Raw genomic sequence first — 25,766 nt, forward strand, 5'->3', positions numbered from 1 at the left:
GTTATTCTAAATCAAAAAAAATTATAAAACTGCGCCTTTGCGTCTTCGCGAGATCAAAAAAAGCAATCACACAAACAGATCAACAAATTCAAATTTACGCCCGTCAAACAGACCCTTATCACTCAGCTTTAGCTGAGGAATAACCAAAAGTGCCATAAATGATAATGTCATAAACGGCGCATGAAGCTCAGTACCAAGCTCTTTAGCCATTGCGTCAAGGCGTGTGTATTTTTCTGCGATTGTATAGCCGTCTTCATTTGTCATAATTCCCGCAACAGGCAGCGGCAATACTTCAACATTGCCGTCAAAAGCAACTGATATGCCGCCTTTATAATCAATTATTCCGTTAACGGCATTGCAGATATCTTCATCTGATGCGCCAACAGCTATGATATTATGTGAATCATGCCCAACACATGAAGCAATAGCTCCCCGCTTTAGCCCGAAATTCCGGATAAATCCAACCGCCGGCTTTTCATTGTTATACCTGCATACAACTGTCATCTTAAGAACATCGTTTGCAGTATTGGATACCAGCTTCGCATCAAAAAGCTTTGCCGGTTCATGAAGCTCTTCAGTTATAAGCTGGACTTCGAGTGCTTTAATAACCCTGATAACGGGTGCACCGTCATTACGGGCATTCACGGAAAAATCACCGGGTGATTTCCTGGTAGTGTTAAAATTATTTACAATTTCCGCCGGGACTCTTTCTATCAGAGACTTACCTTCTTCTGCAACCAATTGCCCGTTAATGAATGTTTTTAAAACCTTAAAATCAGTTAAGTTATTTACAACAATAAGATCCGCTGCATCACCTGGCTGAAGCAGCCCGACATCAAGCTTATAATGCTTAACAGGGTTCACACATGCGGCAGTAAGTACATCAAACAGGTCATACCCGTATTTTACAGAACGCCGGACATGTTCATCTATCTGGCTTACAACAAGATCATTGGGGTGTTTATCATCGCTGCAGAACATTACCATTTGCGGGTGAGAGCCAAGCAGCGGATGCAGGGCTTCATAGTTTTTAGCGGCGGAGCCTTCGCGGATGAGAATTTTCATTCCGTACCCTATTTTGCTCAACGCTTCATCAAGTGTAAAGCACTCATGGTCAGTTGATATTCCTGCTTCTATATATTTCTTTGCGTCTTCACCTTTTAGTCCGGGGGCATGCCCGTCAACGGGTCTGCCTAAACTATGAGCGATATTGATCTTATCCATTACAAGCGGGTCACGGTGCAGTACACCCGGATAGTTCATCATTTCACTAAGATATTTCAAGCCGTCTTCTTCAAACAGTCTTTTAATATCTTCAGCGGTTATAACTGCTCCCGCGGTTTCGAATGTTGTAGCCGGAACACAGGAAGGCGCGCCGAAATAGAATTTGAACGGCACTTTTTTGCCGTTATCTATCATATACCTAACGCCGTCGAGTCCGAGTACATTGCCGATTTCATGCGGATCTGATACCGTGGCAATTGTACCATGCAGCACGGCAAGCCGTGCAAATTCAGATGGAATTAACATTGAGCTTTCCACGTGGACGTGGGCATCTATGAATCCGGGCAGGATGTAGTTCTCATACTTGCCTTCAGTAGGTGTAATTGATTTAATCTTTCCATCTTCAAATGTTACTGTGCCCGGAAAAATCTTCCTGTTCAAAACATCAACGATATTGCCTGTAAGTTCCATAGTTTTATTATAAATATGCCGGGTCGTTAGACCTGATACTACACTTTGTGTTATTCAAGCGGAAGCAGGAATCTTAATTAATTACAAATTTAGTGAGTTTAGGCGAGGGTTAAAAGAGAAAAATGGAAATGCAGAAAACGTTATTGTTCGCTAATTCCCCTTGAAAACTTAGTGACTAAAAGCTATGTTTAATTAACAAAATGGAGATTTTCTCACAAATACCGGAGCTGTTCATTGATTTTATTATCACAGTTGCCCTTGCATTCCTGATAGGGTTTGAGCAGCGCAAAAGGCGTGATGAAGAAAAAGAGGACAGCGAAGAAACTGATTCGCCCTCTTTCGGTACAGACAGGACCTTTGCATTCATTGGTTCACTTGGATTTATTTTGTATACCATCTCGCCGCAGAATCTTTACCTTTTTATAACGGGCGCAGTTATACTTGCAGCACTGCTGGGAATTTTTTATTTTTCAAAGATCCGTGATACAAAATCATGGGGTCTCACATCAATTTTTGTTGCTTTTATTACATATTCTCTCGGACCGCTTATTATCACACAGCCAAAATGGCTTACTGTACTTATAGTTGTTACAGTACTGATAATGGTCGAAAAGAAAACTTTTTTCAAAAAAGTATCCGAAAGGATAGATATTGAAGAGTTCACAACCCTTGCGAAATTTCTCATCGTTGCAGGAGTCATACTGCCATTGCTGCCCAGTGATGTAACACTGCCATATATAAGCCTCTCGCCATATGAAATATGGCTTACAGTTGTGATAGTTTCGGCAATATCCTATGCAAGCTACCTGCTTCAGACTTATTTTTTCAGGAAGTCTGGAGTAATAATCACGGCGCTGCTTGGGGGAATGTACAGTTCAACGGCAACAACTGTAATAATTTCAAAACGGAGCCGTGAGGTAAAAAGCAGCTCAGGAATTTATGCTGCATCAATAATAATAGCAAATGCAATGATGTACCTTAGGGTGCTGATACTTATGTTCATCTTTAACAGGGAGCTTGCCTTCATGATGCTTCCATTTTCAGCGATATTAATTGTTGCAACAGCTTCAGCGGGAGTATTTATTTATTTAAGAAATAAACCCAAGCAAAAGGAGCTTCTTCAGTCACCCCATACAAATCCGCTTGAACTTAAGGTTTCGCTTCTGTTTGCGGGATTGTTTATACTCTTCAGCATAGTAACATCATACACTATCACGAATTTCGGCACATCAGGGCTTGATATACTTTCTTTTATAACCGGGTTTACTGATATTGACCCGTTTTTGCTGAACATTTTCCAGGGCAAATATGAGCTTCCGCTTGATACACTTGGCAGGGCCGCGCTGCAGGCGATAATTTCAAATAATATCCTGAAATCTATTTACATATTATCTTTTGCTGAAAGGCATACGAAGATCTTAGCCGGTACGGCCATGGGAATTATAACTTTGATCACTGCTGCGTTGGCATTGGTTGTTGAGATAATGTAACCGCAAATGAAGAATGATAAAAGATAACCAACTTTCAAAAGGCGAAAGTCAGGCGAATTTCACTAATTACACGAATTGAGCAGGAAAGTATTTGTAATATTATTAATATTGTTTTCTGTAAACCAATTTTCTTTTGCACAAAAAATTGAGCCGGGAAGGTATGTTTCTGTATGGAAGTATAATCATTTTACAGGAGAGACTGTTTATAATTCGGAATATCGCGAAGAAATTACAATCCTTGATAGCTTACACTTTAAATTTGGATACAGGGATGATATTGTAAACGATATTGGTTTCGGAACTTACTTGCAAGGAATGGGCTCTTTATATTTACAATTTAAAGATAAACCAATAGATTTCGATACATCAAGTTTTGTGATTATAGATTCCACTATTTCAATAAATGATACTATAAATATTGAATTAAAATTAACAGATGGGGTGGGTCCGCTCGTTAGTGCATTTATTGCGTATTGGAAAGGAAGTGAAAAAATACTTTCTATGCCTAGTAATAAAGATGGTGTTGCTTACCTAAAAATACCTCGACAAGATCTTGGTGGTTTGTTACAAGTATCATACATTGGCTACGAAACAGTAAAATTTTATTTATTCAGTGTATTCAATAAAAGAATCAGAATACGAATGAAAATACCATTTACATTAATACCAGAAGGAAAGATTTTAAAATATTCAATAAAAGACATTAATGATGACGGTTTCTATGCAAGAGGTGGAATTTTTTCCGAATGGACTTTTTTTAAAAGAGAAGAATAACCGAATTAATTTACATTATTTTTCATAGAATTTCAGATCCAACTCTTTAATTTTAATAAATCCTGAATCAGCTGTTAGTAGAGGCATTCCCATATAAAGTGAAGTGGCAGCGATAACTGCATCATTTAACTTAATTCGATACTTCTTTCGTAAATCAATAACATGTTGTTTTATATCGTGATTCATTTCTATTACGGTACAATTATCTATCATTGCCTCAATTTTCTTCAACTCAGCGTTTGAGATGTTATGATAACTCAAAAGTTCTATTTCCGTGATATATGATATGTAAACCTGAGTTCTGTTCAGAAGGGATTCGATTTTGTCATCTTCGTTAAGCAGATAGAGGAGAATATTAGTATCTACAACCAATTAGCTCCTCACTCTTCTCTCATTTTCTTTTGTATTTCGAGCGGATCTTCCTTAAGTTTCAAAATTCCATTATACTTCTTAGCATCAAAAAGTTTCTTTTGACTGGAATATCCCGTAGGTTTGACCTTACGTTTGATCTGCCTTTTTGTATCTGTCTTCTTAATTACTGTTACCATTTTATAAATTTAAATATATTTTATCAAAATTGCTATTTATTAAAACCACATAAAATGTTAAATTGTTATTAAATGAGAACAATAGCAGAAATACACCACCTAAAATGCCGGATATCGGTTTTTTTGTGGAATCAGAAATACTTGGTAAAGCTTGAGCAGGACGGACTGGAGCAGACATTTAAGCTCAACCAGTTTGATGTACTGAGTGAAGATAAATTGAAGGAAATGATTAATGAGGAGTTCATTGAATCCGCATTAAAACGATTTGATGAAATGCGCAATGATTTAGGAAAACTGATCAGTTTATAGTTGACAGTTGATAATTTACAGTTAAATCTGATCTGTTATTTGTTTTTTAATATTTGATATTTAATATTTGGTGTTTGGTATTTGGTATTTGGTATTAATTATTTGATATTTGAACGTACGAATCGATAAATATTTATGGTGCATCCGTTTATTTAAGTCACGCAGCCTTGCAACCGAAGCATGTGATGGCGGTAAGGTCAAGATCGATGGCACCAGTGTAAAGCCATCACGCCATATAAAGCCGGGTGAGATAATAACTGTTCAGCAGGGATATGTTAAGCGGGCTTTCAGGGTGCTGGAGCTGCTTGAAAAACGTGTTGGAGCTCCGCTGGTAAAAAATTATGCTGAGGATATAACTCCCCCTGAAGAGTTTGCAAAACGGGGAACAGAACGCTTCGTTTCATATCAAAGCAAGTTCAAAGGCACAGGAAGGCCCACTAAAAAAGACAGAAGACTTATAGACAGGATGAAGAGTTGAGAGTTGATAGTTGTCAGTTGAGATTTGATAGTTGATAATTTACTATGCAAACAGTTAATCAGTTAAATAGTAAATAGGTTAAAGGGTAAAATCGCTCAATAAATTTATTTTTATAAACCATTAATAATCACCATTATACGTTTAAAACTGAAACATTTTATCATTTAAACTGATTTTTATTATTAGTAATTTTGTAAAATCAATTAATTAAGGAGCAACGTATGTTATCAGGAAAGCTTCAGTCAGAACTTAACAAGCAGATGAACAATGAGTTCTTTGCTGAGTATGAATATCTTTCAATGGCAGCATATTTCCATTCAATGAACCTGGATGGAATAGCCAATTATTTCCACGTGCAGGCACAGGAAGAGCATTTTCATGCAATGAAAATTTTCCACTTTGTGCTTGATAAAGGCGGCAAGGTTGAGCTTCAGCAGATAGCGCAGCCCGATGTTACATTTAAATCACCGATAGAAGTATTTGAAAAAGCGCTTGCCCATGAAAAAAAGGTCACTAAATCAATAAACGACCTGATGGATGATGCAATAAAAGAAAACGATCACGCTGTAAACAGCTTTTTGAAATGGTATGTTGATGAACAGGTTGAAGAAGAAGCGCTTGCAAGCAAAGCTTTAGGAAAGATGGAAATTATTGGCGGTAAAGGCGAGGGTCTGCTTATTTTAGACCAGGAGTATTCATCAAGATCATTTACTCCCCCTGCTGCTTAAGAAGGAAATTGAATTCACACGATCATATAAAGGGAAGCCGTAAGAAGCCTTCCCTTTTTTAATATTTTAATAATTACAGGTTTAAAATTAATGCATAAACAAAACGATACGAAACACAGCTCATCGGAATTTTTCGGCACTGTTATGGAATTCAACCGGAAAAAATATTCAGACCAAACCCTGCTTGAGCTTTATAAGGCAATTTTGCTGCCCAGAATGATAGAAGAAAAAATGCTGCTTAACCTGAGGCTTGGTAAAATAAGCAAATGGTTCTCCGGTATCGGGCAGGAAGCTATTTCAGTAGGCTTAACAATGGCTATGCAGCAGGATGAATATATACTGCCTATGCACCGTAACCTTGGAGTATTTACATCACGCGGCGTTCCGCTGGATAAGCTTTTCATGCAGCTGCAGGGCAGCTACAACGGATTTTCGAAAGGTCGCGAAAGGTCATTCCATTTTGGCACCAATGATTATCATATTGTGGGAATGATAAGCCATTTGGGTCCCCAGCTTGGCATTGCAGATGGAATTGCACTGGCTGAGCTGATGAATAAGCTTAAGGATAAAAAACATGAAATTAAGACAACAGCTGTATTTTCAGGTGATGGCGGCACAAGTGAAGGCGACTTCCATGAATCATTAAACGTGGCCGCTGTGTGGGATCTGCCCGTACTGTTTATAATTGAAAATAATGCTTATGGACTTTCAACTCCGGTAACCGAACAATATAAGTGCAAAGCGCTGGTTGATAAGGCAATCGGTTACGGAATGGAATCATACCAGATTGACGGAAATAACCTGCTTGAAGTATATGACAGGATCTTAACTCTGCGTAACAGCATGAATAAAAAACCGCGTCCGGTGTTAATTGAATGTATGACCTTCCGTATGCGGGGACATGAAGAAGCCTCCGGTGTTAAATATGTGCCTAAAGAATTATTTGAGAAGTGGGAAATAAAAGATCCGGTAAAGAATTATGAGGCGTATTTAAAAGAGCTGGGTTTGCTGAATGATGAAATCATTCAGGATATACGCGCCGGATTTAAAAAGGATATTGAAGCCGGACTCGATAAAGCTTTCGCTCAGCCAAAGATAGTACCCGATACAGCATATGAAATTAATGATGTTTACGCACCATATAACCCCGTTATAATTGAGCCTGGTGAAGCATCCAAAGAAAGGCGCTTTGTTGATGCTGTTTCTGACGGGCTGAAGGAAGCGATGATAAAACATGATAACCTTGTGCTGATGGGTCAGGATATTTGTGAATACGGGGGTGTGTTTAAGGTTACAGAAAATTTTTATAAGGAGTTCGGCAAAGAGCGAGTTAGAAATACGCCGCTTTGTGAATCAGCAATAGTTGGTTCAGCGCTTGGGCTTTCAATAAAAGGTTACAAGGCAATGGTTGAGATGCAGTTCGCTGATTTTGTGACCTGCGGGTTTAATCAAATTGTGAATAACCTTGCCAAAATAAATTACCGCTGGGGACAGAACGCTGATGTAGTTGTAAGAATGCCTACTGGCGGAGGTGTTGGCGCAGGACCGTTCCACAGCCAAAGCAATGAAGCTTGGTTCACCCATGTACCCGGTCTGAAAGTAGTTTACCCCGCAACACCGTATGACGCTAAGGGACTGCTTTTAAGCGCTTTTGAAGACCCCAATCCCTTGTTGTACTTTGAGCATAAAGCGCTCTACAGAAGCGTGAGCGAAGACGTGCCTGATGGTTATTACACATTGCCCATTGGCAAGGCAAGATACGAAACCGAAGGTGACGATGTTACAATCATTACCTACGGCATGGGTGTTTACTGGGCATTAAATGCCCTTGAGAATATGAAGGATATTTCGGCTGATATAGTTGATCTGCGTACATTGCTGCCATTGGATTATGATACCATCGCTGAGAGCGTTAAAAAAACAGGTAAGGTAATTATTCTGCATGAAGATACACTCTTTGGCGGAATTGGAGGGGAGATCGCCGCATGGATAGCGCAGAATTTGTTCGAATACCTCGATGCGCCTATAATGCGCTCAGGTTCACTTGATACACCCGTTCCATTTGCAACTGAGCTTGAGCAGAATTTCTTCCCGAAAGAAAGATTTAAACAGCAGTTGAGGGAATTGGTTGATTATTAGTTTTTACTGCAGTGATGAGAAGACGCAGAGAGATGAATAATTAATTAAAAAGACGACCTGTCGGGTCGTCTCTACAAAAAAAAATCAAATGTAGGTCAAAGGCATGCCTTTGACCTACTATCTTACTTCATTTTCTCTTTTAAAAACGCATATGTTTTTTCTTTTGCATCTGTTGTGGCGGTAACATCGTGTTTTGGATTGCTTGGATTTGCGAATCCGTGTCCGGCATCGTAAATAATAATTGTTGCGGGAATATTCAGGCTCTTTAGATCACTTTCAAACTTCCCGGCTACCTCAGGTGTAATTCTCCCATCCTGCTTCGCGAAAATTCCCAAAACCGGAGCTTTAAGCTTAGCAAGCCTATCCGGATTCTGCTCAGGCATTCCGTAATATATCACACAAGCTTTGCATCTATCTCCCAGCTCAATTGCAGCCTGGTTGCTCCATGAACCCCCGAAACACCACCCATAAGTTGCAAACACTGCATCACTGCCTGCATAGTCTTTTGCGCCGTTTAAGATCACAAGTGCGCGGTCGTTTGTTACCGATTGCACATACTTTACGGCTTCATCATTGTTCGTTGCGACTTTACCGTCATACAGATCTATTGCGAGCACGTTTACATTCCCTAATGTTGAGGCGACTTCTTCAGCCTCACGCTTAATATAATCATTCAGTCCGTACCATTCATGGAAAAGGAATACCCAGTTGTTAGTCGGGTTATCAGCCTTTACTTCATACCCGTTTGCGTCAATGCCATCGCTTGTTTTATAGGTGATCATTTTCCCCTTTCCATCTGCCAGAGTAAAAGTAAGCGGCTGGGGATGCTCATTTTTAAAGCTCTCATCATTACCAAACATCGCCATTATGTTCGGGGCAGTAATATCGCTGCCTGTAGTGCCTTTAACTTCTTCGCAGCACTCAGCTTTGGGTTTCTTTTCAGTTGCTGTAGTCTCTTCTTCACAGCAATCATGTTTCTGAGAATATGAAATATTCATAAAAGTAAAAATAAGAATTAATGAAAGCAGTAATGTTTTCATGGCAGTATGATTTGATTTATAGAATTATAATTTTTCTGCTTTGAAATCGGTTTCTTTGGGGTTAAGATAAGTAATAATAAAACCGTGTGATACGCATTTTTCTTTTATATATGATAGAATCAGTTGAGAGGGTGAGTAGGTTCCGTATTTAACTGAGCGAAGTACAGAAAATTTAAGCCTTAAAGGCTTATGCTCTGTTAGCATGCTGTTAAAACTAATGATAATTATAGGTTTATATACAATTTCAGAGCTCATTGGGTTTAATTTTCCAATAACTGAGCTGACGGTGTTAAAATCAATATATCTCTCTTCACCGCCGGTAATAACATATAAATTTCCTGCCTCATCGATTCTGATTTTTTTTCTGAAGTGCCTTCCAACAGTTATTATCATTAACCCGGTAATAACAAGCATTACAGCTATAAGATAGTAGCCGTTAATAACGGCGCCTACTGTAGAAACCAGCGGATAGAAAGCGAGGAATGATATCCAGTTATTATCAATGGTGAATTCACCGGTAAGAGCATTCGCAGAAGTAATTGTACTTTTTTCTTTGCCCCTGCCGTGGGAAATAATGTAAATATAAACAACAAATGCTGCAAGGAACCAAACTACTGCAAGGGGTATCCTTAAAAATTGCGGGATATGCTCAAAGAGAAATGCTGCAACCAGCGGCGGCAGCGCGAAGATAAGGATTATTAAAACTGCCTGGGGACCTGAAGGCATCCGCCACTTTGTTACTCCCCTTTTATTGCCATAACCAAACGACATTCGCTTTAATGCTTTTTAAGTTTAGCTTCCAGCTCTTTTTTCATTTCTTCAAAACCTGGCTTGCCAAGAAGAGCGAACATGTTCTTTTTATAAGCTTCAACTCCCGGCTGATCGAACGGATTAACACCCAGCAGATATCCGCTCACAGCGCATGCTTTTTCGAAGAAATAGATAAGCTCTCCAAGATTTTCCTCATCAAGTCTGTTAAGCGTAATTGATAAATTTGGCACACAGCCTGATACATGCGCAAGCATGGTGCCAAGCTCTGCCATTTTATTAACTTCACCAAGGCGTTTGCCTGCGATGTAATTCATTTCATCCAGGTTATCACTATCGCGCGGCACGGTAAGTGTAAATTTGGATTCATTTATACTAATCACAGTTTCAAAAATACTGCGCGTTCCTTCCTGTATCCACTGCCCCATTGAGTGAAGATCAGCCGTAAAATTCACGCCTGCAGGGAAAATCCCTTTACCCTCTTTGCCTTCTGATTCTCCATAAAGCTGTTTCCACCATTCAATTATATAATTCAGGTTTGGTGTGAAGCTTGCAAGAATTTCAATCGATTTACCTTTATTATAAAGGGCGTTTCGCGCAGCTGCGTAAAGATCTGCGGGATTTTCATCAATATTTTTTTTCTCACGGGTAAGCTGCTGCATAGCTTTTGCACCGCCTAGCAGCTTATCAATATCATAACCGGCAGCAGCAATGGGCAGTAAACCTACCGGAGTCAGCACAGAAAATCTTCCGCCTACATCATCGGGAATTACAAATGTTTGGTAACCTTCAGCATCGGCAAGCTTTTTCAAAGCGCCTTTGGCTTTATCGGTTACAGCCACTATACGGTTTTTTGCCTCCTGTTTGCCGTATTCGCCTTCAATGTGAGTTTTAAGCAACCTGAAGGCAATTGCCGGCTCTGTGGTTGTACCTGATTTTGAAATCACTATTATAGAATAATCAAAGTTTTCAAGAGCCTGCATCAACTCTGCATGATAATCCTCACTGATATTATTTCCTGCAAAAATAACCAGCGGCGCGTTGCGTTCAGACCGGTTTAACAGGTTGTTAAAATTATCTGATAATGCATCAATTACGGCTCGCGCTCCCAAATAAGAGCCTCCGATTCCGATAACAACAATTACATCAGAGTTCTCTGCAAGTAATGAAGCACATTCTTTTATCCGTGAAATTTCATTTTGGGAAATATTTGAAGGAAGATCAATCCAGCCTAGGAAATCGCTTCCTTTGCCGGTTTTTTGATAAAGCAAATTATTTGCTTCGGTTATTTTCTCTCTGTAAGAGTACAGTTCTTCCTTTGTTACCGCTGTAAATATTTGATCGATGTTCAGTTCAAGCATAAAAATTTATTTTATTTTTGTGAGAAGTTTATCAAGGTAAAAATCGCTTAAGCCAAATTGCGATTTCATCTTTTCGATTTCAACAACTTTGGCAAAGTAGTTATCATCGGTGAACTCATCCAAAATGGCAGTAATCATGATATTCTTGCTGGTATGGTCACCTGAAATGAATTCAAACACCTTGGTTTTATAGCCGTATGATTCAAGCACAAGTGCCCTTAAGCCATCGGTTATAAAGGAAGCTAAGTGCTCTTCCAGTATGCCGTGTTTAAAAACACCCTTTAATTCTTCGGGGATGTGAAGATGTTTACGCACATATTTCTGGCAGCATGGAGCAAGGATGACAATTTCAGCTTTCAGTGCTATTGCTTTGGCAATAGCATCATCAGTAGCAGTATCACATGCGTGAAGTGCAATAACAATATCAGCTTCCTTTATTTTGTTATCATTAATTGTGTTGTTAATGAATTTCAGGTCATTAAAATCAACTGCTGTTGAAATATCATTGGAAAGCTGCGCAAGGTCCTCTCTTTGTTCGATACCTGTAACCTTAGTTTTCAATCCAAGCTTATGGTTCAGGAAATTATATACTGCAAATGTTAAATAAGATTTTCCGCTGCCGAAATCAATTACATCCACTTCATTTTTATCTGCGAGGCTGCTTGATTCTATTAGTCCGTTCAGTATCTCAATAAACTTATCCACCTGGCGGAACTTATCATACTTATCGCCTTTTACTTCTCCTTTTTGGTTGGTAATTCCAAGCAGGTTAAGATATTTATCTTTTGAATCAATATAACGGGTCTTAATGCGGTTATGTTCTTTGATCTCTACCCGCGAAAACGATGCCTTACGGGTATACGTTCTGGGAACACGTTTTTTATTGTATTCAAGCACATGATCATTTACAGTTGTAAAGAGTCCCCCGTAAAGAAAATTTTTCCCCATTTCATCACTTATGATATTCGCTGCTTCATCAGCAGTATGGTTTTTGTATATATCACGGGTTTTATACTTATACCGCAGAGCGAATTTCACTTCTTCTTTTATTTTTACCGGATTTACATAAATATTTTCCAGACCGTCTTCACTCCCACGGTATTTGCCAAGTGTAAATTTTACGAATGTATTTTCCTTAAGTGACTTTCGGAGAACTTCCATGAATTCACCCTTAACATCACGATCAATTTTTTGTTCTTTTGCCATTATGCAGGTTTATTAATTTTTTATATCAAAGTAGTAGCATTTGTACAGGGCTTCTTTTTTAAATCCTTCGCGGAAGTACATGTCGGCAGCCTTATCATTTTCACCGTTGACAGAAAGCATAACTCCCGATGAACCGCTATCAGCGGCATACTGAATACCTGTCCTGAGTAGATTCTTACCTAAGCCTTTTCCCTGGTAATCACCTGCTACACCAATAGCTTCTATAAAGATCAGATATTCGCCTTTGTGTTCTTCTTTTGTCATACTCAAAGTAGCAACCGGTGTATCATTGTGCCAGAGTAGTTTCATTCCGCCATCGATATAAGCAGGGTCAAGCCTCCAGTGCTCTAAACGCTCTGGTGTCATCCGCACGTGACCGAGTGAGTGCCCGAATGCGTCATTAATTATGCTGCACCAGTGCTCCTCATCAATACCGTCACGGAAAGTGCGCAGCTCATACCCTTCAGGAAACTGCGGTCCGGTAAATTCTTTGGTATCTCTGATAAGTATCCATGCAAACCTTCTGGATTCAAATCCAAGATCTTCCCATATTTTTGCAATATTGCTGTAATTATCTTCAATAAAACCGTAAATAGAAGTGAGCCCTGAAGTATGCAGTAAAATGCTGTTTAAAAGCTTTAAATAGGATAAATAATCACCATCGGCGGCATGGAACATCCTGAGCCTTGCCTGCCTGACTTCCCTGTATTCGGGATGCAGCATCAAAGCGGCTGCGCCGCGGACCTCGCTGCCATTAATCAGCAAATACACAGGGTCATTTTCACCAGTTGTAAAATCATCCAGCGGGGGATTCGATTCATCCTGTTCATGGGAATATTGTTTAAAATATTGTTTGAACGCGGGGATGTTTTTTTCTGTCAGCTTTACTACTTTCATTTTCTATTAATACTCAAATTTCGAAAAATACCAATGTTTCCTGTTATTTATTTCCATTGTGAATCTATCAGTGCCGTCTTCGTTTTCTGTTCTGAAACCGGATAGCCTCAATTCTTTCTGATCGTAAGGAAACTGAAGGACCTTAACTATTGTTGAGCCTACCAGCATTGAATCACTTCCGCAGCTTCCGTCAGATGGTTCAAGCCAGCCGCCTTTTTCAATATCATAATATGTAACTGTAAGATGAATTGTTTTTCCTTTCAGCTCCCACGTTCCTCCATACCCGACTTCTCTTATAGCGCAATTCATTTGATTATTAAAATAATAGAACGTTCCGTCATCATTAAATGTGAAAGTATCATCATATCCAGCCGCTACATGCGGCGCTGCCTGCCAGGAGCCAATAAGCTCCTTTGCTGACTGCGCAAAACAAACTGATGAAAGAACGAGAAACAGCAATATTGTTTTCATATTTATATTATGATTTTTTATTTCCTGATATCATCAGATAAGAAAAGCTTCCGCGGTGCATTCCCATTAACAACCCCAGAAAACATGCTTTCAAATGTCCTATCCTTACAGAATTAAGCTTTTCACCCTGCAGCATTTTCTTTAATACAAAGCTTACAACTGTGAACGGCGCGTGCATTACTGACGGCGCAACACGGAATGAAAGATCGGTAACCGTAACATTTTCAGCGCCATTCAATTTCAGCTGCTCAACAACTCCGTTCACATTAGGGAACGAAGGCAGCGCCCAGCCTTTGCAAATTTCCGTGTAGCAGTATTTAAGCAGCGGGTAAAATTTTTCAGATGGCCGCTTTAAGAATCCATCGGCAATTACAAAATTTTTACCCGGCTTAAGAACGCGCATCATTTCTTTAACAAATGCTGCTTTATCATCATCGGGGCAGTGGCAGGCGCTTTCAAGCGCGTAAGCAGCGTCAGCGGAATTATCATCAAACGGCAGATCGGTGTAATCACCCAATACAAGCTCTATATTACCGTCAATGTTCTTCTGCCTGTTAAGCTCCCTTGCTTTTTGGATCTGCCACTCAACAATTGTAATGCCTTTAACTTTTTTTCCGGGATACATTTTAGCGAAAGTCCTGCATGGCGCGGCAAGTCCGCACCCAAGGTCATAAACAATTTTATCGCTATCACCCAGCTTCAGATTTTCAATCACAAACCTGTTCATAGCATCAAGCATCTGTTCACGCCATAGCGGTATCATGGGGAACCTGTAATATCCGAAATGCATATTATACTCACGACTCCATTTGCCGTAATCAAGCCCCGTATCTTCGTAATAAGTTACAACATTTTGCGCATTTTCGTTTGTTGTAACTTCCTTTAACTTCCCTTTACCGGTCTGCTGCTCTTTGTTTTTCAGGATGGATTTGTTATTTTACTGAGGTTTTATTGCCTTAATGGTATACATTAAAGGCATTTTTCCTTCAATTCCTTTAATTTCGTAGTATCCCAGCTCATTTTGAACAGTGTTATTAAAACACTTATAATAGCTGTACGGATATTCCTTAAACTCGGTTACCTGCAGATTTTGTTTCAGTAAAGCAGAAAAAACATCACTTAAAGGATGGTTCCAGCCGTACGATAAATGGTCTATAGCACGGTCTTTATCTGCATATGAATGCCCAACTTCTTCAATAATTGGTTCAACATTAAAGTAAGAATAATCCATCTTTACGCAGTCATCATCATACATCCATCTTACGGGGTGAAATTCTGCAATAAAGAATGTTCCGCCGGGCTTTAAAAAGTGCGAAACAATCTCAGCCCATTTATTCAGATCCGGAAGCCAGCCGATAGTGCCGTATGATGTAAATACGATATCGAATTTTTTATCCAGCACTTTTTTAAGCTCATATACATCAGAGCAGATGAAGTCAGCATCAAGTCCCAGTTCTACGTTCAGCTCCTTTGCAGCATCAATTGCTTTTTCAGCCAGATCAATTCCTGTGACCTTTGCGCCGAGTCTTGCCCAGCTGAGAGAATCCAGCCCGAAATGGCACTGCAGGTGAAGGAGTGATTTACCGGAAACATCACCAAGCGCTTCAAGCTCCGCTGGATTTAGCGATGACTTTCCTTTTTTGAAAGATGGTACATCGTAGAATTCTGATGATATATGAACCGGTGTTTTTTTATTCCACAACTCACGGTTTACTTCTAAATATTTTTCCATGATGAGATTTAACGAAGCTTATCTTTTTTACATAAACAAATTCAAATTAATATATTGCTTTATTATCTTGATTGCCACGACCTTCAGGTCGTGGAGGTAGGATAAAAAAGAAATGGGCTTTAGCCCTTAAGCTTTTCAAATCCATATACTTTAATGAATTCTTCGTATTCCTCTGCAAATGTTTTTTTCTTGTGATGCTCTTCCTGATCAGCAATATATTTTCTTACTTTCGTTAATGCAGATTCACCAATAGAAACTGCTATGAATTCATCCTGCCACTCGAATTTTGCATTTGATAATTTATTATTATTTATCCAAAAGGAAGATTCACCTTTTAACAGCATAGTAACTTTAGAAATGCTTTGTTCACCTTTTAATGAAACCAGCATATGTATATGGTCAGCAACACAATTAACTGAATCTAAATAGATTTTTTTACTTTCAGCGTTTTCTCTGATATGAGCCAGTAATTTGGGCTTCAAATCCTTTGTGATTATATGAGCCCGGTTTTTGTTGAAAAAATTAAATGTATCCAGATCTTTATAAATGGCATATTCTGTTAGCGGCTAAAGCCGGGATTGATTTGCAATTTAATCCACGACCTAAAGGTCGTGGCAATAATGTTACAAGATATCTAAAGAGTTTTAAATAAAACCTATCTAAACAAAGCTAAATATAAAAATATTTGTCATCCCTTTTTACAATTCGATATTAATCTAAAACGATTTAGAAAACAAAAATATACCGAAATCTTCTCCTTTTTAATGTAAAATAATTTTAAAAAGAAAGAAAATTAAATTGCTATTATAATAGCCACGACCTTCAGGTCGTGGGTAAAGGATACAAAAGAAATGGGCTTTAGCCCTTAAGCTTTTACTTTCATAATTTAATTCTGTGTTACCGGCTAAAGCCGGGTTTAATTTGCAAATTTGATCCACGAGCTGAAGATCGTGGCAAACAAAATTATTGCTCTATTTACGAGATTGCTTCGTCGTTAACGCTCCTCGCAAAAAATATATGTTAAATATTTACTCTTATCTTATCTGCAATTTCTTTGGCTTTAAAGCGAAGCTCATCGGTTGAAGCATCCGGTTTACCATATGCCAGCGCAACACCCATTCTGCGGAATTTACGGGTACTGGGTTTACCGAAGATCTTAATATCTGACTGGGGATATTTTACAGCTTCTTCAAGTCCGCTGTAAACAGGCTGACCGGAATTATCATCACCAGCAAGCACAACTGCGCTGGCGCCGGCACGCTCTAAAGTGATTTCGGGGATATCGAGTCCCAGTACAGCCCTTAAGTGAAGCTCAAACTCGTTAAAATTCTGTGTGCCGGCAAGTGTTACCATACCTGTATCATGCGGACGTGGTGAGAGCTCACTGAAATAAACGCCATCGGAAGCAAGAAAAAATTCAACTCCCCATATACCATAACCTGTAAGCGCGCGCGTGACTTTATCAGCCATCATTTGCGCTTCGGCAAGATGTTCAGGTGAGATCACGCATGGCTGCCAGCTTTCCTGGTAATCACCGCGCTCCTGCCTGTGGCCTATTGGCGGGCAAAACAGGGTTTTGCCGTTTTTTTGTGTAACGGTAAGAAGTGTTATTTCTGTAAAAAAGTTTATAAATCCTTCAATAATTACTTCTGAGTAATCTCCCCTGCCGCCGGTTGAAGCATATTCCCACGCTTTATCTATATCTCCTTCATTTTTAATAACTGATTGCCCCTTGCCTGAAGATGACATGAGCGGTTTAACAACACATGGAATGCCTATTTCTTTTACAGCTTTTCTGAAATCATCGAGTGTAGAAGCATATTTGTAAGGCGCAGTTTTGAGTCCCAGCTCTTTCGCGGCAAGGTCACGTATCGCTTTACGGTTCATAGTAAAATTAGCTGCACGCGCGCTTGGCACAACCTGGTACCCTTGTTTTTCGTAATCATAGAACCTTTCAGTACGGATAGCTTCAATTTCTGGGACAATAATATCCGGTTTATGTTTTGCTACGATCTTATCCAGCTCATCACCGGAGAGCATGTTTATTACTTCGCGTTCATCGGCAACCTGCTGGGCGGGGGCATTGTTGTATGAATCAACAGCAATTACATACTGTCCCAGCCGCTTTGCGGCTATAACGAATTCTTTACCCAGCTCACCTGAGCCTAACAATAAAATTTTTTTTGTCATGAAATGTTAAAGTATTTTATTATCTTTTATTCCTTTTTGCCTTTTGCTTTTTGCCTTTTCACATTTTCCCCCTATACTTCTCTATCAGCTTCCTAACAGGCTGATTATCTGCATAAACGCGCCATTTGGTTATCTTTCCGTTTTCAACTGTTGCAGTCCATGATGCCGGGATCTCAAATTTATTTTCCGCCAGAATTCTTCCATCAGTTGCCAGTGTACCTTTAGCTGTGCCAAAAACTGCCACCATACCATTTTTGCTGATTATATCTTTTATAATTACAGTATAATCTGGGAAAAAAGTAAGCAAAACATTCCATGCTTTGCGCATATTTGTAACACCTTTAGTATCAATTCCCATCGAATCAATGAATACAGCATCACCGGATGTCATAGCAAGCAGGCCGGGAATATCATGTTCATTTATGAGCTTGATATACCTGCGGACAATTTCAGTATTATCAATCAGCGTATCATCATCATTGGCTGAGATCTTTGAGTTAAGCTGATGCGCCTCATGAAGTATCCCAAGGTAAGCTGGTTTAAGCTCTTTTTCTGTGACCCTGAACGCCGCCTTCTTAACAATATAAGCCTTTGCATCCGGTGAGCTTGATACTATATATTTAAGCTCCGTGCCTACATAATGCAGCGCCACACCATCCTGAACCCCGTAACCACCTTCAATTTCACCTGAAGATATCATTTTCCTGTAGGCACTGCGGAGCTCTCCGCGCTTATCATAATGCGGGCAAAAGCTTCCTTCAAGAAAACCGAGACAGCTTATCCTGCGCCAGATATCATCCTTTGGATTCTGGTAACCATCTTCATACCAGCAAATAGCGCCGGCTGACATTCCGCTTAACACTACGCCCTGCTTCCATGCTTTTTTTATGATGCGGTCAAGTCCGGCTTTACGCCAAACCTGCATTAAAAATTTGGGACTGCCTCCGCCTACGAAGATAAGATCCTGGCTTAGAACTATCTGTTCAAGCTTTTTAAAAGGTACAGATTTTTTTGACAGGGAAAGATGCGTAGGCTTACAATTGAATTTATTATAAGCACGGTAGAATTTAGCAATATAATCTTCATGGTCACCCCCGGCTGTTGGCAGAAAAAGTACCTTTGGTTTAGCTTTATTAGTCTGTAACAGAAGGTATTCATCAAGCAGAAGATTATTTGGCTGATCTGAGAATCCACCGCCGCCTAGAGCAATAATGTGACCCTGGTTCTGCTTTGTAACATTCCTGTTTAAATGAGAAGATATTTTGCGGGTTATTTTTGAAAGCGATTTAAGCATTATAGTATATTCGCCTGATTAAAATGAAAAATTGTTTTACGAATTGACAAAAATCGTTAAAATAACACAATAATTAAAGGTATAATAATTAATTGTTTTAGGGAAAAAGGATGAGTAAATTAGTATGTCATACTTACAGAAACTTAATGCAGACATTTCCTCAACAAAAAGGCTGGGTTTTATATGACGGTATGTGCGGTTTTTGCTCATGGTGGATACCGTTTTGGGAGAAGACCATAAACCGTACAGGCTATGGAATAGCCATGCTGCAGGATAAATGGGTGCGTGAAGAGCTGAAATTGCCGGGTGAGCTGGAAAACAGGGATATCATCCTGTTATTTTCTGACGGAAGAAAACTCATAGGAGCAGATGCCTATATATTCGGGATGAAAACAGTATGGTGGTCCAGTCCTTTTGGCTATATGCTTTCGGTTCCGCCATTCAAGCAGATAACCTGGCTGTTTTACAAACTTTTCAACAGGAACAGGTTTTTAGTATCAAGGGTTTGCAGGTTAAAGCCTGTTATAAGATCAAATTAAATTGATTTTAAATAAGTATAAATAATAATATTTTCGGAAAAATTACATTCGGCTTCATAATAATTAAGCTTATAATAATAAATGCAGGATATATTCAATAAAGTTGATAATGCAGCTATCATAAACAGGATCAGAAAAATCCATGCAGGCTCAAAACCTCTTTGGGGAAAAATGGGAGCTGAGGAAATGCTGTTTCATTGCCAGGAACCTATCAGAGTATCACTGGGAGAGCTGAAGCTGAAACGCGGTTTACTCGGTATTCTTTTCGGCAAAATGGCATTAAAGCAGGCATTGAGCGATAAGCCTTTTAAAAAAGGTGTTCCTACCAGCGATGAGTTCAAACCAAAGGGAAAGTACGAGCTTGAAGCTGAAAAAGAAAAATTAATTTCACTTGTAGAATCATTAGCTGAAAAAGGCCCGGGCGCAATTAGCAGGGATCCCCATCCGTTTTTCGGACCTATGACACCGGAAGAGTGGAGCCTCATCACATGGAAACACCTGGACCATCATTTATCTCAGTTTGGAGAATAAATTTAAATCAATTGATATGGGAACAAAGGATAAAAGAGTTGACGCATACATCGCAAAGTCACAGGATTTTGCCAAACCGGTATTAGAGCATTTCAGAAAACTCATTCACAAAACATGTCCGGAGGTTACTGAAACGATAAAATGGGGAATGCCAAGCTTTGAATACAAGGGACCGTTCATGGGTTTTGCAGCTTTTAAAAAGCATGCCGTACTGTACTTCTGGAAAGGCGCTATAATGAAGGACAGCAAAATACTTATGGGCAAAAATGCAAAAGGCGCAATGGGTAATTTAGGCAGAATTGAATCAATAGAAGACCTGCCCAAAGATGCTGTACTGGTTAAATGGATAAAAGAAGCCATGAAGCTTAACGATGCGGGAATAAAGATCAGCAGGAGCGAAAAGCCCAAACACGAAAGAAAAGAATACTCCATGCCGGCTTACTTTCAGAAAGAATTAAATAAAAACAAAAAAGCGAAAGCTGTATTTGAAGGCTTTCCGCCATCACATAAGCGGGAGTACATTGAATGGATAATCGAAGCAAAAACGGAAGCGACCAGGAACAAAAGAATGGAAACGGCAATTGAATGGATGACAGAAGGCAAATCAAGAAACTGGAAATATCAGAAGAAATAAAATGAAAAAAATATTAGTAATATTGTTAATTTTTTCAGCAGCGTCAGTTTATTCACAGCTTGTAAAAAAAGGTGAAACAGAGCTTTTCAGGTTCAAAACCAGCAGCGGTAAAACCGCCGTTATTTGTACAGGCGAAAATGAATCATATATTGTTTACCGTTTTGGCACAAACAGCAAGGTTGAGCTCACCTATCCCGCAGCATTAAACAGCGATTCGTGGAATCTTTTTACATACAGTTATTATTACCGCGGAGGAGGAAAGGAAAATGCAGGACTTGACCTCAACTATCTTACATTTGAAAATAATGGTTATACTTACAAGCTTTACCAGGAGTATTCCGCTGAGGATAACAGCGAATCAGCCGGTATTTTGGTAACCGGTGCAAATGGCGCAGATACAGATTTTAAAGCTGTAAAAAATTCCGTAAAAGGATCGTTAATAGATCTAAGATATAACGATAAAGTTAAAAAAGAGCAATAAACCGGTATTCTTTTTTTGAGTATTAAAATTACTTTTCTATTTTTATTTTTGTGTAAGCAAATTAAGTTATGAGCTTATACGAACAACTATCCGATATTTCCCCTGTAGTAAAGAATTTTTACCCTGATGCAGTTTCATTGAATAACCTGATGCATAATGTAATTCAGTCAATATTCAATGAATATGATTACACACCAAACCAGATATTACTTGCGAACTCCATATGCAGCGATGATATAAACAGCATTGAATACCCTGCAGATGCGCGGCAAATGCTCGGGGCTTTTGAGCTGGGTGGACTCAACGGCTTCCCGTTCACCGGGTTAACGGGTATGAAAGCCTTTGCATCCCACGTACCGGATGACGGGGCTGTATTGATATTTTACGGTCCGCATATAGGCGTCACAACACATGGTGTGATTGGTAGGGTAACACGCCCGGGCCAGCATAAGGAGTCAAATTGCTGCGGAGCTGCAGCCATGGCGCTTTCCAGAATTAATGAAGCTGAAAGAATCGATGTGCTTGACAGGCAGCAAATCTACCTTGAAAAACTGGTTAAAGATAACAAACAAAGGATACTTTCGGCAAATATTCCGGAAATGGAAGCTGCAGAAATATTCTACGAGGCAAATGAAAAAAGGTTAATGGAGCTTATCAACCGTACAGATTTTACAGGGAACCATATTTTTCTCATCGGAGGCATTATCATAAACTGCAGACAAAAATTCGGTTCTTATATTTCTTTAAGGAATAACGGAATATTAAATGCATTAACTAAACAACTTACCGGTAAACTAAATATTTAAATCAATCCAACCGAAATTTGCCTGATACACCGCTTTATATCTAATTTAGTAATTTCAGAAATTTAATATAATTTGATTTTTACTTTTTCGGCTAATTTCAGGAACCGTACAGCCTTCTTCAGGATAACCGACAGGAATTAATAAAAATGGGCGTTCATTTTCCGGCCGGTTAAGTATTTTAGATAAAAAACCCATTGGACTGGGCGTGTGTGTTAGCGCACATAAACCTGCATTATGAATAGCTGTAAGTAAAAATCCGCAGGCAATTCCTACAGATTCACTCACATAATAATTCTGCAGTTTTTCTCCTGTTTCAGATATATCATATAATTTTTTAAATACTACAATTATATATGGTGCTGTTTCAATAAATGGTTTTTTCCAGTCAGTGCCGAATTTTTCAAGGTCCTTAAGCCACTGCTCATCCATTCTTCCGTTATAGTTTTCATACTCTTCCTTTTCAGCAGCCTCGCGAATTTGTTTTTTGATATCAGGATCAGTTATTACGCAGAATGTCCAGGGCTGCTTATGTGCCCCGGATGGAGCTGTAGATGCTGTCATAATGATGTTCTCTATTATTTCAATAGGAACATCGCGGTCAGAAAATTCACGAATGCTTCTTCTTGAATCCATAAATCTTCTGAATCCTTCTGATCTTTCATGCATTTCTTCGCTGCTGAAATTAGTATGTAAGTATTTAATGAATTTCATTTATGATTCATGGGGATTGTTTTCATTTCCTTTTTTTATGCTTAAAAATATAAAGAATAATAAATGATAATATTAAAAATCCCGCTGCAATAACCGTAGTTAAGTTTAAATTTTCCACTCTCTCAATATTACCTGTTAATTTTTGGTTGGTTTATACCACTTTCCCAGAAAATTTATTACAGCAAACCGGATATCATTTGAAAGATCACTTTTATCAGCAGGATCCGGTTCAGTTACTTTTATCACCCCCGGGTTTTCTTTTGTAAGATACCCGAAATTACTTTCCATACCGCTCATTAAATAATCAGCAACCGCGGCGGTATAAACTTTATTCTCATCAATAAGCTCATTTTTGATCTTATACCCGGCTGCAGTTTGCTCAAGTCCGTAATACTGCAGGTATCCGCCGCTGCCCGGCTGCGAAAAGCTTGTTTCAATAATTTGCTTAAGCAGTGACCCTTTAAGCTCAACCCTAAGTATCTTTCCACCAAAGGGAAGCACCCTGATAATATCATATTCTGTAATTTCACCAGTCAGCTTATCATCCAGCCTTATTGCACCGCTGTTGAAAAATGCCAGGTCTGCTCCTTTTACCGCGTCAAACATTGCATTAGCTACCAGGTATCCTAAAGCACTTTGAGAGTACCTGACAGTTTCATCTTTTCCGTCAAGTGTATCTTGTTTAAGATCAATAACCATCTTAAGCGGGTCAAAGCCTTTATCGTAGAATCCTTTATAAGCGCGCGTGACCCATTCATCAACCAGCGCTTTTACTTTGGGATCTTCTGGTATTTTCTCATCAATACTTACCAGCTCAGATTTTATCTCAAGCAGCTTATTATGTTCATCAAAAAGAAGCCTGTGTATATAGATAGTTATTGCATTGGCATCAGCCTTGGTTATCAATGTTTCACCTACTTTATGAAGCATGTTCACATGTTCATGCCCGCCCATAATTAACTTAATCTGCGGCACTTCAGATGCAAGCTTTTTATCTTCATCAATATTAAGATGTGATATAGCAATGTAACAGTCTATGCTATCACGTAATATTGAATATACTTCTCTGGCTGAGCTGTAATAATCAGAATAACTTACATAAGGCTGTTTATTAGCATCTATACAGATACCGGTTATGCCTATTTTAATAGGCTGGTTTTTCAGGTACCCCTGCACTTTTAATACTTTATATTCAGGCAGATCGATACCGTTGCTGCTGAAAGGATATGTAGTGCCGTTATCATTTCTTTTAACATTGCTTGCTATCCATTCAAATTGTGACTGGTTCAGCCTTTCCTGCAGCACATCATATTTATAATCAAATTCGTGGTTGCCGAATGTAACATAATCCAGCCCGATGGCATTAAGAACATCAACCATCTGCCGGCCGTTTATTCGTTTATCTTCATATGTGCTTGTGCCAAGCGCGCTGGGTGAGATAAAATCGCCTGAGAGCACAACAAATGTGTACGGGTTGTTCTGTTTAATTCTATCGATAACGGTTTTTACGCGCGCAAGTCCGCCGTACTTACCTCCTTCAAGCGGGGCAATTTCGTAAACATCGTTCATCTGTATAAATATAACTTCGCTGGTTTGCCCGTAAACAGAGCAAACCAGCAAAACGAAAGCCGCAATAATTTTTTTTATCATATAGTGGTATTAAGGGTTTGGATTTTCTTCGCCTGAGTCATCGGGTGAATTTTCATCGTACCAGTCTGAATCTTCATCAACTTCAGCAAGAAGTTCTTTAGCGTAATCAACATCATCAGGCATTACCTGGAAATCAACAGGGAAAGCATTGATAGGTACTACCCCCTGAATGCCATCACCTTTTGCCATGTATTTTATGCCGGCTTCATCAAGAATTGACTTCACAACTGCGATAATTGCCATGTTATCTGTTTTAAAAACTGAAACCAGGTATTCTTCGTTCAGGCCTTCATTTCCTGAATCGATACCGCCCGGATTAACATTTTCGTCATTTGACATATTTAAGTCCTTTATGTACTATAGTTTAATTTAATTTATACGTTTTTATTCTGAATGCAAGCATTATTGAAAATATTCCGCTTAGGATTGCGAATGCGCCAAACACCATCAGCATCACGCCCGCACCCTGTATCAGGTTACCGGCAAGCAGTATACCGAAAATTATTGAGACTATGCCGTTTAATATCATCAGCCATTCATTTGTAATTACTTTACGCATCTTTATAGCGCCTATTATATGAATTATACCCGATAGTATTGCCCATGCGGCTATGAATATCATTATTCCCCCAAGAGCAGATACAGGGTTAAACAGCACTAAAATTCCCGCGCCAAGGAAGATAAGCCCTTCAATTATTCGCAGACCTTTATTATCGGTTTCACCCAGGAAAGCGAGTGTTAAGATAAAAAACCCTGAAAGTATTGCAAAGAACGCGAAGAAAGTAATGAGTGAAAATATTACTATATAAGGAGATGCAAGCGCAAGAATACCGAAAATAATTGCAAGTACACCCCTTACAGCAATTAACCACCAGTTCTTTTGTAATGTTTCGAGCATAGTTTTATTTATTTAGTTGAAAGCTGTATAATTAAAAAACCCTGTTATAATTCCAGCGGAGTGAATTCAGCAAACAGTCCCGAACACTCTGCTACATCAACCAGCTTTATGTATTCGCAGCAGCTTTCGAATTCTTTCCACATTTTGTGCACTTCAGGATGCATATGAGCATCTTCTATAGCAAGCGGCGATACCCATTCAAAAACTTCAAGAATAGTCCCATCCCCTGCCTTCATGGCTATAACTTCCCGGTCAGTTGCCATCCCCAGTGAACGAAGAATAGGTACATGACTTTTAACTGCGGAATACAGCTCAGTATCCATGTTATGTTTCGGCTTATAAGCCGATATTACAATGACACCCATAACATATTATTTAAATGAATGTATAATTTGG

29 protein-coding genes and 1 pseudogene are annotated in these 25,766 nt (G+C 39.1%); 11 read left to right on the forward strand and 19 right to left on the reverse strand.

From position 1 onward, the window contains the following. Nucleotides 1-66 precede the first annotated feature (66 nt). Nucleotides 67-1,695, reverse strand: coding sequence for an adenine deaminase (ade, locus tag J0M37_16070; protein ID MBN8586605.1), 1,629 nt, complete (start codon nucleotides 1,693-1,695; stop codon nucleotides 67-69). A gap of 200 nt (nucleotides 1,696-1,895) precedes the next feature. Between ade and J0M37_16075 the strand changes: the two genes are divergently transcribed. Together J0M37_16075 and J0M37_16080 are read left to right on the forward strand one after the other, a co-directional pair. Beyond that, nucleotides 1,896-3,185 carry a DUF4010 domain-containing protein gene (locus tag J0M37_16075; protein MBN8586606.1) on the forward strand — a complete coding sequence of 430 codons (1,290 nt, stop codon included), beginning with the start codon at nucleotides 1,896-1,898 and terminating at the stop codon, nucleotides 3,183-3,185. A gap of 75 nt (nucleotides 3,186-3,260) precedes the next feature. Beyond that, nucleotides 3,261-3,959 (forward strand): hypothetical protein, encoded by a 699-nt coding sequence (locus J0M37_16080; GenBank protein ID MBN8586607.1) that lies wholly within the window; start codon nucleotides 3,261-3,263, stop codon nucleotides 3,957-3,959. Between the two features lie 15 nt (nucleotides 3,960-3,974). On the opposite strand, the gene J0M37_16085 is transcribed toward J0M37_16080, so the two are convergent. Together J0M37_16085 and J0M37_16090 are read right to left on the reverse strand one after the other, a co-directional pair. Then, nucleotides 3,975-4,331: a type II toxin-antitoxin system VapC family toxin gene (locus tag J0M37_16085; protein ID MBN8586608.1), complete on the reverse strand. Its 357-nt coding sequence runs from the start codon at nucleotides 4,329-4,331 to the stop codon at nucleotides 3,975-3,977. Between the two features lie 8 nt (nucleotides 4,332-4,339). Further along, on the reverse strand, nucleotides 4,340-4,507 hold the full coding sequence (locus tag J0M37_16090) for a hypothetical protein (GenBank protein MBN8586609.1): 168 nt from the start codon (nucleotides 4,505-4,507) through the stop codon (nucleotides 4,340-4,342). Nucleotides 4,508-4,579: 72 nt separating this feature from the next. On the opposite strand from J0M37_16090, the gene J0M37_16095 reads away from it, so the two are divergent. From J0M37_16095 to J0M37_16110, 4 genes are all read left to right on the forward strand, one after another. Next, on the forward strand, nucleotides 4,580-4,816 hold the full coding sequence (locus J0M37_16095; protein MBN8586610.1) for a hypothetical protein: 237 nt from the start codon (nucleotides 4,580-4,582) through the stop codon (nucleotides 4,814-4,816). 109 nt (nucleotides 4,817-4,925) lie between these two features. After that, nucleotides 4,926-5,294 carry an RNA-binding S4 domain-containing protein gene (locus tag J0M37_16100; GenBank protein ID MBN8586611.1) on the forward strand — a complete coding sequence of 123 codons (369 nt, stop codon included), beginning with the start codon at nucleotides 4,926-4,928 and terminating at the stop codon, nucleotides 5,292-5,294. Between the two features lie 221 nt (nucleotides 5,295-5,515). Next, entirely contained in the window at nucleotides 5,516-6,022 is a 507-nt protein-coding gene (locus J0M37_16105) for a ferritin (GenBank protein ID MBN8586612.1), read from the forward strand. Between the two features lie 144 nt (nucleotides 6,023-6,166). After that, a complete protein-coding gene (locus J0M37_16110; protein ID MBN8586613.1) occupies nucleotides 6,167-8,161 on the forward strand; it encodes a dehydrogenase E1 component subunit alpha/beta in 1,995 nt (664 codons plus the stop codon). A gap of 122 nt (nucleotides 8,162-8,283) precedes the next feature. On the opposite strand, the gene J0M37_16115 is transcribed toward J0M37_16110, so the two are convergent. From J0M37_16115 to J0M37_16165, 11 genes and pseudogenes are all read right to left on the reverse strand, one after another. After that, complete coding sequence (locus tag J0M37_16115) at nucleotides 8,284-9,201, reverse strand: dienelactone hydrolase family protein (GenBank protein ID MBN8586614.1); 918 nt, start codon at nucleotides 9,199-9,201, stop codon at nucleotides 8,284-8,286. Between the two features lie 24 nt (nucleotides 9,202-9,225). After that, nucleotides 9,226-9,972 (reverse strand): hypothetical protein, encoded by a 747-nt coding sequence (locus J0M37_16120; GenBank protein ID MBN8586615.1) that lies wholly within the window; start codon nucleotides 9,970-9,972, stop codon nucleotides 9,226-9,228. A gap of 5 nt (nucleotides 9,973-9,977) precedes the next feature. Continuing rightward, a complete protein-coding gene (locus tag J0M37_16125) occupies nucleotides 9,978-11,330 on the reverse strand; it encodes a glucose-6-phosphate isomerase (protein ID MBN8586616.1) in 1,353 nt (450 codons plus the stop codon). A gap of 6 nt (nucleotides 11,331-11,336) precedes the next feature. After that, nucleotides 11,337-12,536, reverse strand: a complete 1,200-nt coding sequence (locus tag J0M37_16130; GenBank protein MBN8586617.1) for an SAM-dependent methyltransferase — start codon at nucleotides 12,534-12,536, stop codon at nucleotides 11,337-11,339. 12 nt (nucleotides 12,537-12,548) lie between these two features. Further along, on the reverse strand, nucleotides 12,549-13,433 hold the full coding sequence (locus J0M37_16135; GenBank protein ID MBN8586618.1) for a GNAT family N-acetyltransferase: 885 nt from the start codon (nucleotides 13,431-13,433) through the stop codon (nucleotides 12,549-12,551). A 6-nt stretch (nucleotides 13,434-13,439) separates the two neighbouring features. Next, a complete protein-coding gene (locus J0M37_16140) occupies nucleotides 13,440-13,904 on the reverse strand; it encodes a lipocalin family protein (protein ID MBN8586619.1) in 465 nt (154 codons plus the stop codon). Nucleotides 13,905-13,911: 7 nt separating this feature from the next. Then, nucleotides 13,912-14,694 (reverse strand): methyltransferase domain-containing protein, encoded by a 783-nt coding sequence (locus tag J0M37_16145; protein MBN8586620.1) that lies wholly within the window; start codon nucleotides 14,692-14,694, stop codon nucleotides 13,912-13,914. A gap of 147 nt (nucleotides 14,695-14,841) precedes the next feature. Beyond that, nucleotides 14,842-15,636 (reverse strand): class I SAM-dependent methyltransferase, encoded by a 795-nt coding sequence (locus tag J0M37_16150; GenBank protein ID MBN8586621.1) that lies wholly within the window; start codon nucleotides 15,634-15,636, stop codon nucleotides 14,842-14,844. Nucleotides 15,637-15,755: 119 nt separating this feature from the next. Continuing rightward, nucleotides 15,756-16,189: pseudogene (gene tnpA, locus J0M37_16155) on the reverse strand (IS200/IS605 family transposase). Between the two features lie 467 nt (nucleotides 16,190-16,656). Beyond that, the gene (gene purT / locus J0M37_16160; protein ID MBN8586622.1) at nucleotides 16,657-17,826 is read right to left on the reverse strand and encodes a formate-dependent phosphoribosylglycinamide formyltransferase; all 1,170 of its coding nucleotides are present in this window, start codon (nucleotides 17,824-17,826) and stop codon (nucleotides 16,657-16,659) included. Nucleotides 17,827-17,884: 58 nt separating this feature from the next. Continuing rightward, the gene (locus J0M37_16165) at nucleotides 17,885-19,120 is read right to left on the reverse strand and encodes a Type 1 glutamine amidotransferase-like domain-containing protein (GenBank protein MBN8586623.1); all 1,236 of its coding nucleotides are present in this window, start codon (nucleotides 19,118-19,120) and stop codon (nucleotides 17,885-17,887) included. Nucleotides 19,121-19,230: 110 nt separating this feature from the next. Between J0M37_16165 and J0M37_16170 the strand changes: the two genes are divergently transcribed. The 5 genes from J0M37_16170 (at nucleotide 19,231) to J0M37_16190 (ending at nucleotide 22,111) form a co-directional block, all read left to right on the forward strand. Beyond that, entirely contained in the window at nucleotides 19,231-19,659 is a 429-nt protein-coding gene (locus J0M37_16170) for a DUF393 domain-containing protein (GenBank protein MBN8586624.1), read from the forward strand. Nucleotides 19,660-19,740: 81 nt separating this feature from the next. Then, complete coding sequence (locus J0M37_16175; protein ID MBN8586625.1) at nucleotides 19,741-20,190, forward strand: DUF1569 domain-containing protein; 450 nt, start codon at nucleotides 19,741-19,743, stop codon at nucleotides 20,188-20,190. A gap of 16 nt (nucleotides 20,191-20,206) precedes the next feature. After that, complete coding sequence (locus J0M37_16180; GenBank protein ID MBN8586626.1) at nucleotides 20,207-20,824, forward strand: YdeI/OmpD-associated family protein; 618 nt, start codon at nucleotides 20,207-20,209, stop codon at nucleotides 20,822-20,824. A 1-nt stretch (nucleotide 20,825) separates the two neighbouring features. After that, nucleotides 20,826-21,305, forward strand: coding sequence for a hypothetical protein (locus tag J0M37_16185; GenBank protein MBN8586627.1), 480 nt, complete (start codon nucleotides 20,826-20,828; stop codon nucleotides 21,303-21,305). 68 nt (nucleotides 21,306-21,373) lie between these two features. Continuing rightward, nucleotides 21,374-22,111: a hypothetical protein gene (locus J0M37_16190; GenBank protein ID MBN8586628.1), complete on the forward strand. Its 738-nt coding sequence runs from the start codon at nucleotides 21,374-21,376 to the stop codon at nucleotides 22,109-22,111. A 54-nt stretch (nucleotides 22,112-22,165) separates the two neighbouring features. Here J0M37_16190 and J0M37_16195 read toward each other — a convergent pair whose 3' ends face one another. From J0M37_16195 to J0M37_16215, 5 genes are all read right to left on the reverse strand, one after another. After that, a complete protein-coding gene (locus J0M37_16195; protein MBN8586629.1) occupies nucleotides 22,166-22,822 on the reverse strand; it encodes a nitroreductase family protein in 657 nt (218 codons plus the stop codon). A 135-nt stretch (nucleotides 22,823-22,957) separates the two neighbouring features. Further along, complete coding sequence (locus J0M37_16200; GenBank protein MBN8586630.1) at nucleotides 22,958-24,472, reverse strand: bifunctional metallophosphatase/5'-nucleotidase; 1,515 nt, start codon at nucleotides 24,470-24,472, stop codon at nucleotides 22,958-22,960. 9 nt (nucleotides 24,473-24,481) lie between these two features. Then, the gene (locus tag J0M37_16205) at nucleotides 24,482-24,811 is read right to left on the reverse strand and encodes a DUF2007 domain-containing protein (protein ID MBN8586631.1); all 330 of its coding nucleotides are present in this window, start codon (nucleotides 24,809-24,811) and stop codon (nucleotides 24,482-24,484) included. Between the two features lie 25 nt (nucleotides 24,812-24,836). Next, the gene (locus J0M37_16210; protein ID MBN8586632.1) at nucleotides 24,837-25,370 is read right to left on the reverse strand and encodes a DUF308 domain-containing protein; all 534 of its coding nucleotides are present in this window, start codon (nucleotides 25,368-25,370) and stop codon (nucleotides 24,837-24,839) included. A gap of 44 nt (nucleotides 25,371-25,414) precedes the next feature. Beyond that, nucleotides 25,415-25,735, reverse strand: a complete 321-nt coding sequence (locus J0M37_16215) for a hypothetical protein (protein MBN8586633.1) — start codon at nucleotides 25,733-25,735, stop codon at nucleotides 25,415-25,417. Nucleotides 25,736-25,766 lie beyond the last annotated feature (31 nt).

The sequence above is a fragment of the Ignavibacteria bacterium genome (assembly GCA_017303675.1).
In the GTDB taxonomy this organism is placed as follows: Bacteria; Bacteroidota; Ignavibacteria; order Tepidaquicellales; family OLB5; genus OLB5.